The sequence below is a fragment of the Pseudomonas sp. RIT357 genome, assembly GCF_000632245.1.
GTDB lineage: Bacteria > Pseudomonadota > Gammaproteobacteria > Pseudomonadales > Pseudomonadaceae > Aquipseudomonas > Aquipseudomonas sivasensis.
The window spans coordinates 75424-88359 of record NZ_JFYX01000023.1 but is presented as its reverse complement, the minus strand read 5'-3'; the positions used below and the strand labels follow the sequence as shown (position 1 = coordinate 88359).

At 59.6% G+C, this 12936-nt stretch carries 12 protein-coding genes; 7 read left to right on the top strand and 5 right to left on the bottom strand.

Annotated features, from left to right (window positions below; translation table 11 throughout):
• Positions 1 to 49: 49 nt before the first annotated feature.
• The 3 genes from prpC to BW43_RS12180 are packed head-to-tail and all read right to left on the bottom strand — an operon-like array spanning position 50 to position 2820.
• The gene (prpC, locus tag BW43_RS12170) at positions 50 to 1177 is read right to left on the bottom strand and encodes a 2-methylcitrate synthase (protein ID WP_032887571.1); all 1128 of its coding nucleotides are present in this window, start codon (positions 1175 to 1177) and stop codon (positions 50 to 52) included.
• Between the two features lie 42 nt (positions 1178 to 1219).
• The gene (gene prpB, locus BW43_RS12175) at positions 1220 to 2113 is read right to left on the bottom strand and encodes a methylisocitrate lyase (protein WP_015885362.1); all 894 of its coding nucleotides are present in this window, start codon (positions 2111 to 2113) and stop codon (positions 1220 to 1222) included.
• The gene (locus BW43_RS12180) at positions 2110 to 2820 is read right to left on the bottom strand and encodes a GntR family transcriptional regulator (RefSeq protein ID WP_032887568.1); all 711 of its coding nucleotides are present in this window, start codon (positions 2818 to 2820) and stop codon (positions 2110 to 2112) included. The genes prpB and BW43_RS12180 overlap by 4 nt, the downstream gene beginning before the upstream one ends.
• 271 nt (positions 2821 to 3091) lie before the next feature.
• Here BW43_RS12180 and BW43_RS12185 point away from each other — a divergent pair, with 271 nt between their 5' ends.
• The 4 genes from BW43_RS12185 (at position 3092) to pabB (ending at position 7592) form a co-directional block, all read left to right on the top strand.
• On the top strand, positions 3092 to 3625 hold the full coding sequence (locus BW43_RS12185) for an ATP-dependent zinc protease (protein WP_032887566.1): 534 nt from the start codon (positions 3092 to 3094) through the stop codon (positions 3623 to 3625).
• Positions 3626 to 3630: 5 nt separating this feature from the next.
• Complete coding sequence (locus BW43_RS12190) at positions 3631 to 5163, top strand: inactive transglutaminase family protein (RefSeq protein ID WP_032887564.1); 1533 nt, start codon at positions 3631 to 3633, stop codon at positions 5161 to 5163.
• The gene (locus tag BW43_RS12195) at positions 5163 to 6149 is read left to right on the top strand and encodes an alpha-L-glutamate ligase-like protein (protein WP_032887562.1); all 987 of its coding nucleotides are present in this window, start codon (positions 5163 to 5165) and stop codon (positions 6147 to 6149) included. The genes BW43_RS12190 and BW43_RS12195 overlap by 1 nt, the downstream gene beginning before the upstream one ends.
• Before the next feature lie 99 nt (positions 6150 to 6248).
• Positions 6249 to 7592: an aminodeoxychorismate synthase component I gene (pabB, locus tag BW43_RS12200; RefSeq protein ID WP_032887560.1), complete on the top strand. Its 1344-nt coding sequence runs from the start codon at positions 6249 to 6251 to the stop codon at positions 7590 to 7592.
• Between the two features lie 90 nt (positions 7593 to 7682).
• Here pabB and thrH read toward each other — a convergent pair whose 3' ends face one another.
• A complete protein-coding gene (thrH, locus tag BW43_RS12205) occupies positions 7683 to 8300 on the bottom strand; it encodes a bifunctional phosphoserine phosphatase/homoserine phosphotransferase ThrH (RefSeq protein ID WP_032887558.1) in 618 nt (205 codons plus the stop codon).
• Positions 8301 to 8451: 151 nt separating this feature from the next.
• Here thrH and BW43_RS12210 point away from each other — a divergent pair, with 151 nt between their 5' ends.
• The 3 genes from BW43_RS12210 (at position 8452) to BW43_RS12220 (ending at position 11928) form a co-directional block, all read left to right on the top strand.
• Positions 8452 to 9186: a phosphoadenylyl-sulfate reductase gene (locus BW43_RS12210; protein ID WP_032887556.1), complete on the top strand. Its 735-nt coding sequence runs from the start codon at positions 8452 to 8454 to the stop codon at positions 9184 to 9186.
• A 470-nt stretch (positions 9187 to 9656) separates the two neighbouring features.
• Positions 9657 to 11186 carry an NCS1 family nucleobase:cation symporter-1 gene (locus tag BW43_RS12215; protein WP_032887554.1) on the top strand — a complete coding sequence of 510 codons (1530 nt, stop codon included), beginning with the start codon at positions 9657 to 9659 and terminating at the stop codon, positions 11184 to 11186.
• A 13-nt stretch (positions 11187 to 11199) separates the two neighbouring features.
• Complete coding sequence (locus BW43_RS12220; RefSeq protein ID WP_032887552.1) at positions 11200 to 11928, top strand: aspartate/glutamate racemase family protein; 729 nt, start codon at positions 11200 to 11202, stop codon at positions 11926 to 11928.
• Between the two features lie 51 nt (positions 11929 to 11979).
• Here BW43_RS12220 and BW43_RS12225 read toward each other — a convergent pair whose 3' ends face one another.
• A complete protein-coding gene (locus BW43_RS12225; protein WP_032887550.1) occupies positions 11980 to 12903 on the bottom strand; it encodes a LysR family transcriptional regulator in 924 nt (307 codons plus the stop codon).
• Positions 12904 to 12936 lie beyond the last annotated feature (33 nt).

The following is a 12936-nucleotide window of genomic DNA, read 5'->3' as shown; positions in this document are numbered from 1 at the left end:
AGCCCCCTCCCACACTTTGACCTCATTCCAATCCTGGGATCGTCAGCCTTCAGCGACGTTCGATTGGCACGAACTTGCGCTGTTCGACGCCGGTGTACTCGGCGCTTGGACGGATGATGCGGTTGTTGGCGCGTTGCTCGAATACGTGAGCTGCCCAGCCGGTAAGGCGCGAGCAGACGAAAATCGGCGTGAACAGCTTGGTGGGAATGCCCATGAAGTGATACGCCGAGGCATGGTAGAAGTCGGCATTAGGGAAGAGTTTTTTCTGTTCCCACATGGTCTTGTCGATGGCTTCGGAGACAGGGAACAGCACGGTGTCGCCCACTTCGTCAGCGAGTTTTTTCGACCAACCCTTGATCACTTCATTACGCGGGTCGTTGTCTTTGTAGATCGCGTGGCCGAAGCCCATGATCTTGTCTTTGCGCGCCAGCATGCCGAGGGTGCCTTCGACAGCCTCCTCTGCCGAACCGAAACGCTCGATCATTTCCATCGCCGCTTCGTTGGCGCCGCCATGCAGCGGACCGCGCAGGGAGCCAATGGCGGCAGTGACGCAGGAGTAGAGATCGGACAGGGTCGAGGCACACACGCGAGCGGTGAAGGTCGACGCGTTGAATTCGTGCTCGGCGTAAAGGATCAGCGAGACGTTCATGACCTTCTCATGCAGCTCGCTCGGTTTCTCGCCGTGCAGCAGGTGCAGGAAATGACCACCGATACTCGGCTCGTCGGTCACGCAGTCGATGCGCTTACCGTCGTGGCTGAAGCGGTACCAGTAACACATGATTGCCGGGAAGGCGGCGAGCAAGCGGTCGGTGACATCGCGCTGCACGCTGAAGTCTTTTTCCGGCTCGATGTTGCCCAGGAACGAACAACCGGTGCGCATCACGTCCATCGGATGGGCGTCGGCAGGGATGCGTTCCAGCACTTCCTTGAGCGCTTGCGGCAGGTCGCGCAGCTTGCTCAGCTTCTGGCTGTACGCAGCCAGTTCGGCTTTGGTCGGCAATTCGCCGTACAGCAGCAGGTAGGCGACTTCCTCAAACTGCGCATCGGCAGCAAGTTCGCGAACATCGTAGCCGCGGTAGGTCAGGCCGGCACCGGCCTGGCCCACGGTGGACAGTGCAGTTTGCCCGGCGACCTGGCCACGCAGGCCGGCGCCACTCAGTACTTTTGCTTCAGCCATGGTTTTTCTCCAATTTTGTCGTTATTCAGGGAGACGTGTTCGTCACTTCTTCGCGGCGAACAGCGCGTCGAGCTTCTGCTCGAAGGTGTGGTAGTCGATGCGATCGTAAAGCTCCATGCGGGTTTGCATGGTGTCGATCACGTTCTGTTGGGTGCCGTCGCGACGGATCGCGGTGTAAACGTTCTCGGCGGCCTTGTTCATGGCGCGAAAGGCCGAGAGCGGATACAGCACGATGGAAACATCAGCAGATTTCAACTGTTCGGTGGTGTACAGCGGCGTCGCGCCGAATTCGGTGATGTTGGCCAGGATCGGCGCTTTCACACGGGCGGCGAACAGTTTGTACATCTCCAGTTCAGTGATGGCTTCCGGGAACACCATGTCGGCGCCAGCCTCGATGCAGGCGGCGGCACGCTCCAGGGCGGACTCCAACCCTTCGACGGCCAAGGCATCGGTACGCGCCATGATCACGAAGCTGTCATCGGTGCGCGCATCCACGGCGGCCTTGATGCGGTCGACCATTTCCTGCTGGGACACGATTTCTTTATTCGGACGATGCCCGCAGCGCTTGGCGCCGACCTGGTCTTCGATATGAATCGCGGCGGCGCCGAACTTGATCATCGATTTGACGGTGCGCGCGACGTTGAACGCCGAGGAGCCAAAACCGGTGTCCACGTCCACCAACAGCGGCAGGTCGCAGACGTCGGTGATGCGGCGCACGTCGGTGAGCACGTCATCCAGGCCAGTGATGCCCAGGTCGGGCACGCCCAGGGAACCGGCCGCCACGCCCCCGCCTGACAGGTAGATCGCCTTGAAGCCAGCGCGCTTGGCCAGCAGCGCGTGGTTGGCGTTGATTGCGCCGACGACCTGCAACGGCTGTTCACTGGCGACTGCGTCACGGAAACGCTGGCCGGGTGTGCTTTTATTGTTCGAACTCATGACTCACCTCTATCAGGGGCGCCGTCCGGGAAGTGACGGGCAATGTTGCGTTTGGACGCGCCGATATGACGGCGCATCAGCAGTTCGGCCAGTTCACCGTCGCGATCGGCAATCGCGTCAAGAATGCGGTGATGCTCGGCAAAAGCCTGGCGTGGACGATTGGGGGTGGTGGAGAACTGAATGCGGTACATGCGCACCAACTGGTACAGCTCGCCGCAGAGCATTTGGGTCAGGGTGCGGTTACCGGCGCCTTGAATTATCCGGTAATGAAAGTCGAAGTCGCCTTCTTGCTGGTAGTAGCCGACGCCGGCCTGGAACGCAGCATCCCGTTCGTGGGTGTGCAGCACTTGGCGCAGCTCTTCGATTTCGGCGTCGGTCATGCGCTCGGCGGCCAGGCGGCAGGCCATGCCTTCCAGAGATTCGCGGATTTCATAGAGTTCGATCAGCTCGGCGTGGCTCAAGGACACGACCCGCGCGCCCACATGGGGCACGCGCACCAGCAGACGCTGGCCTTCCAAGCGGTGGATCGCCTCACGCAACGGGCCACGGCTGATGCCGTAGGTGCGGGCCAGTTCCGGTTCTGAGATCTTGCTGCCGGGGGCGATCTCGCCTTTGACGATGGCGGCCTGAATGCGCCGGAAAACGTTCTCCGACATCGTTTGGGATTCGTCCGACACGACTATCGGAGCTTCAGGCTGAACCAGCATATTGTCGACACCTTGAAAATCAATGCCGCAAAAACTAGCCAATCAGGCCTGGATAGTCAAAGAATAAATACACATTGTCGACAATCGTCTAATAACCCTTGTTGCACGCGCTCGGAGCATGGCCGCCTGCCAGCGGTGGCGCCAAAAAAGCATCATGTTAGAATGCCGCCGCATTTGCCTGACATCGCTTGATGAAACGGCGCACGAGGGAGTTTGCGCAGCAATGCCAGTCGCCTTGAATTGAACATCGCACTGCACCGCCTCAGGATCTATGAGACTCAAGCCCTTCCCCCTGTTTTGCCTACTGTTCATCCCCGGCCTTGGCGTTGCCGCCGAGAAGACCGTGTATGGCCTCAATGAATATGCCCAATTGGCTGGCATCGACCTTGAAGTGGCCGCCAAGCTGGACACCGGCGCCAAGACCGCCTCCCTCAGCGCCCGTGATATCAAGCGCTTCAAGCGCAACGGCGAATCCTGGGTGCGCTTCTACCTGGCCATCGACACCGCCCATTCCCACCCCATCGAACGGCCCCTGGCCCGCGTCAGCAAGATCAAGCGCCGCGCCGGTGACTACGACCCCGATGAGGACAAGAACTACACCGCCCGTCCAGTGATAGCCCTGGATATCTGCATGGGCACCGCTTTACGCAGCATCGAAGTGAACTTGACTGACCGCAGCGCATTCCAATATCCGCTGCTGATCGGCTCCGAAGCGTTGAAACGCTTTGATGCGCTGGTCGACCCCAGTCTTAAATACGCAGCAGGCAAACCCGCCTGCGCCGCCGACGCTCATACCGCCGAGTAAACCGAATGCGCTCTCTTACCCTGCACCTGAAAATCCTGATCGCCATCCTGGTGGTGCTGGGTATTTCGGTCACCGCCTACCAGATCTTCGTGCTGGGCATTCCTGTCACCGAGGACGCGACCGACGATTTGTGGAACATCGACGCCAAGGTCGAGTTCGTCGCCAATCCGAAGGACCCGGTGAAGATCCAGATGTTCGTGCCGCCCCTGAGCCGCGACTTCGTCAGCCTTAATGAGAGCTTTATCTCGAACAACTATGGGGTGAGCGTCAATCGTATTGATGGCAACCGTAAGGTCACCTGGTCGGCACGCCGCGCCAACGGCAACCAGACCCTGTATTACCGCCTGGTGCTGACCAAGCGTTACAGCGGTGAAAAAACCAAGATCAAAGGCCCAACGTTCCGCGACAGCATCGCGGTGGAAGGCCCGGAAAAAATCGCCGCCGAAGCCCTGCTGGCGCCGATCCGCCAGCATTCGGCCGACGTCGAAACCTTCATTACCGAAGCCATCAAGCGCACCAACAACCTCAACGACGACAATGTGAAGTTGTTGCTGGCCGGCGACCCGTCCACGCCTCACAAAGCCAAGATCGTCGAGTTGCTGCTGTCCATCGCCCACGTGCCGGTGGAAAAGGTCCACACCATCCGCCTGGTCGCCGACCAGCCGCAAACGCCCGAACTCTGGCTGCGCAGCTTTAATGGCAATGACTGGCTCTACTTCAACCCGGAAACCGGCGAACAGGGCCTGCCCAGCGACCGCTTGCTGTGGTGGACCGGCGATGAAAACCTGATCACGGTCGACGGCGGCAAGAAAGCCATGGTGACGTTCAGCCTGAACAACAGCGAAATGAACGCGATTCGCCTGGCCAAGCTGACGGATGAAAACACCGACGCCAACTTCCTCGAATACTCGCTGTACGGCCTGCCACTGCAAACCCAGCAGACGTTCATGATCATGGTGATGATCCCGATTGGCGTGCTGGTGATTCTGATCCTGCGCAACCTGATCGGCCTGCAGACCCTGGGCACGTTCACGCCTGTGCTGATTGCCCTCGCGTTCCGCGAGACGCAATTGGGCTTCGGAATCGTGCTTTTCACCATTATTACGGCACTGGGGCTGTCACTCAGGTCGTACCTGGAACACTTGAAGCTGCAAATGTTGCCGAGGCTGTCGGTGGTGCTGACCTTCGTGGTGGTGCTGATCGCGGCCATCAGTCTGTTCAGCCATAAACTGGGGCTGGAGCGCGGGCTGTCGGTGGCACTGTTCCCGATGGTGATCCTGACCATGACCATCGAACGCCTGTCGATCACCTGGGAAGAGCGCGGTGCCAACCATGCGTTGAAAGTGGCGATTGGTACGTTGTTCGCTGCCTCCCTGGCGCACTTGATTATGAGCGTGCCGGAGTTGGTGTACTTCGTGTTCACCTTCCCTGCGATCCTCCTGATCCTGGTGGGCTTCATGCTGGCCATGGGTCGTTATCGCGGCTACCGCCTGACCGAGCTGGTGCGTTTCAAGGCGTTCTTGAAGGCTGATAAGTAATGTTCGGTTTCTGGAAGACCTGGAAGGCCCTGGAAGCGCGGGGAATCATGGGCATCAACCGGCGTAACGCTGATTACGTGCTCAAGTACAACAAGCGCAGCCTGTACCCGATCGTGGATGACAAGATCATCACCAAGGAACGGGCAATCGCGGCGGGTATCCACGTGCCGGAAATGTATGGGGTGATCTCCACCGAGAAGGAAATCGACAAGCTCGATGAAATTATCGGTGGGCGCAGCGACTTCGTGATCAAGCCGGCCCAGGGCGCCGGCGGTGACGGCATTCTCGTGGTGGCCGACCGTTTTGAAGGGCGCTACCGCACGGTGTCCGGCAAGATCATCAGCCATGAAGAGATCGAGCATCAGATTTCCAGCATCCTCACCGGCCTGTATTCCCTTGGCGGCCACCGTGACCGCGCGCTGATCGAGTACCGCGTGGTGCCCGACCAGATCTTCAAGAGCATCAGCTACGAAGGCGTGCCGGATATCCGCATCATCGTGCTGATGGGCTACCCGGTGATGGCCATGCTGCGGTTGCCGACCCGCCAGTCCGGCGGCAAGGCCAACCTGCACCAGGGCGCCATTGGCGTCGGTGTGGACCTTGCCACCGGCCTGACCCTGCGCGGTACCTGGCTGAACAACATCATCACCAAACACCCCGACACCACTAACGCGGTGGATGGCGTGCAACTGCCCAACTGGGACGGTTTCATGAAGCTGGCCGCCGGCTGCTATGAGCTATGCGGGCTGGGCTACATCGGTGTGGACATGGTGCTGGACCAGGAAAAAGGCCCGCTGATCCTGGAGCTCAATGCGCGGCCAGGGCTGAACATCCAGATCGCCAACGATTGCGGCCTGACCTTGCGCACCCACGCGGTAGAAGCACGACTGGAAGCACTCAAAGCCGCCGGCGTGACGGAAACCCCGGAAGAGCGGGTGAAGTTTGTGCAGGAAATGTTTGGGCATATTCCCCCTGTGGAAGGCTGATCCGGTCTTCGAACTGTCTATCGCCGACATCCCCTCTAGGAGCAAATCCTACAGGGGACTACAATCCCCTCCCCCGCGCCCTGGCTGATCCACCCTCGCATGTCGACCTGTTCAGTACACCCGCTGCCCTATCGGGCCAACCCCGCCGAGTATTTTGCGGCGATTCGCCATGCACCCGGCGCGGTCCTGCTCGACAGCGGCCGACCTGCTGCCGAACGCGGTCGTTATGACCTGCTCAGCGCCTGGCCCGAGGCGACCCTGGCAGTGGATCCTAACGAAAGCGGCAGCAACTTCCTGCGGAGATTACGGAAAAACCTTTCACAGTTGGGTGAAGCGAAATTGCCCGACGGCTATGAGTTGCCGTTTGCCGGTGGCTTGATCGGCTACCTGAGCTACGACTTTGGCCGGCATTTGGAACAGCTGCCGCACTTGGCGGTGGATGATTTGCACCTGCCGGATGCGCGTTTTGGACTGTATGCCTGGGCGCTGATCAGCGACCACTTGGCACAGACCAGCCAACTGGTATTTCACCCGGCGCTGGCCGGTAGCGAACGGCAGCGACTGATCACGCTGTTCAGCGGTGACGCCGCCACCGCCCCTGCAACCTTCAAATTGCAGGGCCCCATGGCGCCGGATCTCAGCGTTGAGGCTTACCAACAGGCCATTGAGCGCATCCAGGATTACATCCAGGCCGGCGACTGCTATCAGGTCAACTTCGCCCAACGTTTTCGTGCGCCGTGCAGCGGTGATCCTTGGGTCGCCTATTGCGCCTTGCGCGAAGCCTGCCCGACGCCCTTCTCCGGATTCCAGAGCCTGCCCAATGACGGCGCGGTATTGAGCCTGTCACCGGAGCGTTTCGTGCGCGTCAGCGAGCGCCAGGTCGAAACCCGCCCGATCAAAGGCACCCGCCCACGCGGTGTCACGCCTGAAGAAGACGCCGCCCACGCCACGGAACTGCTGGCCAGCCCCAAGGATCGCGCCGAAAACCTGATGATCGTCGACCTGCTGCGCAACGACCTGGGGCGCAGTTGCCGCACCGGCTCGGTGAGCGTGCCGGAGTTGTTCAGCCTGGAAAGCTACCCCAACGTGCACCACCTGGTGAGCAGCGTCACCGGCACACTGGCCGACGACAAAGACGCCCTCGACCTGATCGCCGGCAGCTTCCCTGGTGGCTCCATCACCGGCGCGCCGAAGATTCGCGCCATGCAGATCATCGACGAACTGGAACCCACCCGACGCGGCTTGTACTGCGGTTCGCTGGTGTACCTGGACGTACGCGGCGAGATGGACAGCTCCATCGCCATTCGCAGCTTATTGGTCAAGGATGGGCAAGTGTGCTGCTGGGGCGGCGGCGGGATTGTCGCGGATTCGCAGTGGGAGGCCGAGTATCAGGAGTCGCTGACGAAGGTGCGGGTTTTGCTGCAAACGCTGGAAGGGTTGTAGCAGGTAGACCTCTTGTGGCGAGGGAGCTTGCTCGCGTTGGACTGCGCAGCAGTCCCATTCCGGGGGCAAGCCCGCTCGCCACAATCCGCTTTAGAGGCTCAGCGACCGATTCGACGCCTTGATGAACTCTTTCTTCAAATCCTCAAACGTATGCACCGCCGGGAATTGCGGGAACTCGCGAATCACATTCTCCGGCGCATGAAACAGAATCCCACGGTCGGCCTCGCCCAACATGGTGGTGTCGTTGTAGGAGTCGCCAGCGGCGATCACGCGGTAGTAAAGAGTCTTGAACGCCAATACCGACTGGCGCTTGGGGTCTTTCTGGCGCAGTTGGTAGCTCACCACCCTGTCGGATTCATCGGTGATGAGGCGGTGGCACAGCAGAGTCGGGAAACCCAGTTGGCGCATAAGCGGCTGGGAAAATTCGTAGAAGGTGTCGGACAGGATCACCACCTGAAAACGCTCGCGCAGCCAGTTGACGAACTCGATGGCGCCGTCCAAAGGCTTGAGCGTGGCGATCACTGCCTGGATATCGGCGAGCTTGAGCCCGTGCTCGTCGAGAATGCGCAGGCGCTGCTGCATCAGCACGTCGTAGTCAGGAATGTCCCGGGTGGTGGCCCGTAGCGATTCAATACCGGTTTTTTCGGCGAAGGCGATCCAGATTTCCGGTACCAGTACCCCTTCCAGGTCGAGACAGGCAATTTCCACAAGACACTCCTATTGGATGTTGTTAGTTGAGCGAGCAAAAGGACTGCCGAACTCTAGCGATTCAAGCTCGCCGCCGCAACGCGGAGCGGATTTTGATACCATCGCTCCCCTATAGAGCGCTCAGCGCCACTGACCTGTAGGAACCGTCCTGATGAACCAAGCCTTCGACGTCGCTGAACTCGCCGCGACTTACGCCAACAAATCCGCCCAGGACATTCTCAAGCTGGCGTTCAGCCAGTTCGGCGATGACCTGTGGATCTCCTTCAGCGGCGCCGAGGACGTGGTGCTGGTGGACATGGCCTGGAAGCTGAACAAGAACGTCAAGGTGTTCAGCCTCGACACCGGCCGTCTGCACCCGGAGACCTACCGGTTTATCGAGCAGGTGCGCGACTTCTACAAGATCGACATCGAACTGATTTCGCCGGACCAGAGCAAGCTGGAGCCCTTCGTCAAGGAGAAAGGTCTGTTCAGCTTCTATAAGGATGGTCATGGCGAATGCTGCGGCGTGCGCAAGATCGAGCCGCTGCGCCGCAAGCTGTCGGGCGTGAGTGCCTGGGCCACCGGCCAACGCCGTGACCAGAGCCCTGGCACCCGCAGCCAAGTGGCGGCGCTGGAGATCGACACCGCCTTCTCTACCCCGGAACGCACCCTATACAAATTCAACCCGCTGGCGCAGATGAGCAGCGAAGAGATCTGGGGCTATATCCGCATGCTGGAGCTGCCGTACAACAGCTTGCATGAACGCGGTTTTATCAGCATCGGGTGTGAGCCGTGCACCCGGCCTGTGCTGCCGAACCAGCATGAGCGAGAGGGTCGTTGGTGGTGGGAAGAAGCCACGCAGAAAGAATGCGGGCTGCACGCCGGGAATATCATCAGCAAGGCCTAAGGGCTGACGCGGTTAGAAAATGTGGGAGGGGGCTTGCCCCCGATAGCGGTTTTCCAGTCAAACATAGATTGACTGACAGGCCGCTATCGGGGGCAAGCCCCCTCCCACATTTGTCTTGTGTTGAGTGTTGGAGATGTACACATACATGTAACCATCGGTGCCATTTATGTGTGCAATTCTTATTCAGCCGCACCATAACGTAACACCTCTCCCCTCCCCTCGATTGGCCTGGCAAATCGCATACTGGCAACCCAAAAATAAATAGCTGTTCAGTCGGTCAATTTATATCTCTTTAAATTCAGCTATTTATTTAACCAACCTATAAAAACGAAATTACCCAGGACTTTCATAGATCCAAAACTGGCACGCATGTGGCTTAAGGTGAATTGCGCTTTGTATACAATAAATACAAAATATACATACACTTTGCCATCTGCCTATTCCCGGCAGATATGCTGGAGCCTGCCGGAATGCGTACAAGCCTCTCGAACAATATCGCACTGGATCTGCCCTCCTCCGCCCTGAACCCGGACGCAGCATGCCCCGGCCCGTTAGTGCTCAGCCCACGCCTGCACAATAAAGACCTGGCGCCGACCAAGATCGAAGGCCGTCGATGGGGGCGCTACAGCATCTTTGCGTTGTGGACCAATGACGTGCACAACATCGCCAACTACTCATTCGCCATTGGCTTATATGCACTGGGCCTCGGCGGCTGGCAGATCCTGTTATCCCTGGGGATCGGTGCGGCGCTGGTGTACTTCTTCATGAACTTGTCGGGGTATATGGGGCAGAAGACCGGCGTACCGTTTCCGGTCATCAGCCGTATCAGTTTTGGCATTCACGGCGCACAGATTCCCGCGTTGATCCGTGCGGTCATTGCGATTGCCTGGTTTGGTATCCAGACCTACCTGGCCTCGGTGGTTTTCCGCGTGCTGCTGACGGCAATTCATCCAGGGTTTGCCGACTATGACCACAACTCAATCCTCGGCCTGTCATCCCTTGGCTGGGCGTGTTTTGTGGCGATATGGTTCGTACAACTGGTGATCCTGGCCTACGGCATGGAGATGGTACGGCGCTATGAAGGCTTCGCCGGGCCGGTGATTTTGCTGACTGTGGCGTCGCTGGCCGGTTGGATGTACTTCCAGGCCGGCGGCAACATTGCCTGGTCGATCCGCGAACCGCTGAGCGGTGGCGAGATGTGGCGCAATATCTTTGCCGGCGGCGCGCTATGGCTGGCGATCTACGGCACGCTGATCCTCAACTTCTGCGACTTTGCACGCTCTTCGCCGTGCCGCAAGACCATTCTGGTCGGCAACTTCTGGGGCTTGCCGGTGAATATCCTGGTGTTTGCAGCAATCACCGTGCTGCTCTGCGGCGGACAATTCCAACTCAATGGCCGGGTGATCGAAAGCCCGACTGAAATCATCGCGGCTATCCCCAATACCTTCTTTCTCGTGCTGGGCTGCCTGGCGTTCCTGATCGTCACCGTGGCGGTGAACATCATGGCCAACTTCGTTGCGCCAGCCTTTGTGCTGAGCAACCTGGCGCCCAAGTACCTGAACTTCCGCCGTGCAGGTCTGATCAGCGCCACCGTGGCTGTATTGATTCTGCCGTGGAACCTCTACAACAGCCCGCTGGTGATCGTGTATTTCCTCTCTGGCCTCGGCGCACTGCTAGGCCCGTTGTACGGGGTGATCATGGTCGACTACTGGCTGATCCGTAAAAGCCAGGTGGACGTACCGCAGTTGTATAGCGAAAACCCGAATGGCGTTTATTACTACAACCGTGGGGTGAATATGCGTGCAGTGGCGGCGTTTATTCCTGCGGCCATCATCGCCATCCTGCTGGCGCTGTTGCCGGGATTTGCCAGCGTCTCACCGTTTTCCTGGTTGTTTGGCGCCGGTATTGCAGGGTTGCTGTACCTGCTGATCGCCAAGCGCCAGCCGTTCTACGCCGATGTCAGCGGCGAAAGCATTGCCGTCGATAACGTCAGTCACTGAGTAAGGACCTTCCATGCGTATCCTCGTGGTCAACGTCAACACCACCGAATCCATCACTGAAACCATCGCCCAGCAAGCGCGGGCCGTGGCCTCGCCGGGCACTGAGATTGTCGGACTTACCCCGTACTTCGGCGCGGAATCGGTTGAAGGCAATTTTGAGAGCTACCTGGCCGCCATCGCCGTGATGGACCGGGTAATGGCTTACGACCAACCGTTCGATGCGGTGATCCAGGCCGGCTACGGCGAACACGGCCGGGAAGGTTTGCAGGAGTTATTGAATGTGCCGGTGGTGGATATCACCGAAGCGGCGGCCAGCACGGCGATGTTCCTGGGCCATGCCTATTCGGTGGTGACCACCCTGGACCGCACCGTGCCGCTGATCGAAGACCGCCTGAAACTTGCCGGCCTGTACCAGCGCTGTGCTTCAGTTCGGGCCAGTGGCATGGCGGTTTTGGAGCTGGAAGAAGACCCGTTGGCCGCGATGGAAGCCATCGTGCGCCAAGCGGAACTGGCCATCCGCGAGGACAAGGCCGAAGTGATTTGCCTGGGTTGCGGCGGCATGGCCGGGCTGGATGAGCAGATTCGCCAGCGCACCGGGGTGCCGGTGGTGGATGGCGTGACGGCGGCGGTGACCATCGCCGAATCCTTGGTGCGGCTGGGGTTGTCGACGTCGAAGATCCGGACTTACGCGACGCCTCGGCCGAAGAAGGTCATTGGCTGGCCGACCCGGTTCGGCCGCTGAAAATCAAATGTGGGAGCAAGCCACCTCCCACATTTCGAGCTGCGTCTGGTTTTAGATTGCGCTGAACCTTTGCCCCAGTTTTTTTTCGGCAAACTGCTCAATGATGAAGTCCACAAACGCCCGGGTCTTGCCGGGCAGCAGTTTGTGCTCGGCGTAGTAGATGGAAATATTGCCGTCGTCGACGTACCAGTCGGGCAATACCCTTACCACCTCGCCGCTGTCGAGGAACGGCACGGCCATGGGCATGCTCACCAGCGCAATTCCCAAGCCTTGAGCGCTGGCGCGGCAGGCGGCTTCGGAGTCGCTCATGGTCATGCCGGGTTTGAGCACCAGCGGGCGGCATTCACGTTCGACACTGGTCAACTGCCAGGAACGGATACGCCCGGTTTGCGGTGAGCGGATCAGGATACCTTTGCACCGCGACAGGTCTTCGGGCTCGCGCACCGGTGGGCGTTGCGCCAGGTAACCCGGTGAAGCCACCAGCACCCGGTGCGCGGGCGTCAACTTGCGCGCCACCACGCCTTGGGGCAGTTCAAAACCGCCGCCAATCGCGGCATCAAAGCCTTGGCCGATCAGGTCCACCTGGCGGTTATCAAAATGCCAGTCCGGGCTGATATCCGGGAAACGCCGCAAAAACTCCCCCAGCAGCGGGACCACATAGCGATTGCCGAACACCGTGCCCATGCTGACCTTGAGCGTACCCACCGGTCGCCCTTCGGCGCTGGCCAGGTTGGCGACGGCGTTCTGGATAGTGGTAAGGCTGGCGCTGACCTCTTCTAGAAACAGCTTGCCGGCTTCAGTCAGCGTGAGGCGCCGAGTGCTGCGCTGGAAGAGCCGCACACCGAGGCGCGCTTCCAGCTTGGCGACGCTTTTACCGACCGCCGCCGGGGTCAGGCTCAAGTGCCGCGCCGCTTCGGCAAAGCTGCCACCTTCGGCGCTGCGCACGAAGCATTCGATACTTCCAAAGCTTTCCATCACGCCCCACTCTAAACTTTTGGTTTACACAGA

Bases quoted from the DNA above. Each gene is read 5' to 3' on its own strand.
- BW43_RS12190 (WP_032887564.1), top strand. From the start codon at position 3,631: ATGCGCTCTCTTACCCTGCACCTGAAAATCCTGATCGCCATCCTGGTG.
- prpB (WP_015885362.1), bottom strand. From the start codon at position 2,113: ATGAGTTCGAACAATAAAAGCACACCCGGCCAGCGTTTCCGTGACGCA.
- BW43_RS12225 (WP_032887550.1), bottom strand. From the start codon at position 12,903: ATGGAAAGCTTTGGAAGTATCGAATGCTTCGTGCGCAGCGCCGAAGGT.
- BW43_RS12185 (WP_032887566.1), top strand. From the start codon at position 3,092: ATGAGACTCAAGCCCTTCCCCCTGTTTTGCCTACTGTTCATCCCCGGC.
- BW43_RS12195 (WP_032887562.1), top strand. From the start codon at position 5,163: ATGTTCGGTTTCTGGAAGACCTGGAAGGCCCTGGAAGCGCGGGGAATC.
- BW43_RS12215 (WP_032887554.1), top strand. From the start codon at position 9,657: ATGCGTACAAGCCTCTCGAACAATATCGCACTGGATCTGCCCTCCTCC.
- BW43_RS12220 (WP_032887552.1), top strand. From the start codon at position 11,200: ATGCGTATCCTCGTGGTCAACGTCAACACCACCGAATCCATCACTGAA.
- pabB (WP_032887560.1), top strand. From the start codon at position 6,249: ATGTCGACCTGTTCAGTACACCCGCTGCCCTATCGGGCCAACCCCGCC.
- BW43_RS12180 (WP_032887568.1), bottom strand. From the start codon at position 2,820: ATGCTGGTTCAGCCTGAAGCTCCGATAGTCGTGTCGGACGAATCCCAA.
- BW43_RS12210 (WP_032887556.1), top strand. From the start codon at position 8,452: ATGAACCAAGCCTTCGACGTCGCTGAACTCGCCGCGACTTACGCCAAC.
- prpC (WP_032887571.1), bottom strand. From the start codon at position 1,177: ATGGCTGAAGCAAAAGTACTGAGTGGCGCCGGCCTGCGTGGCCAGGTC.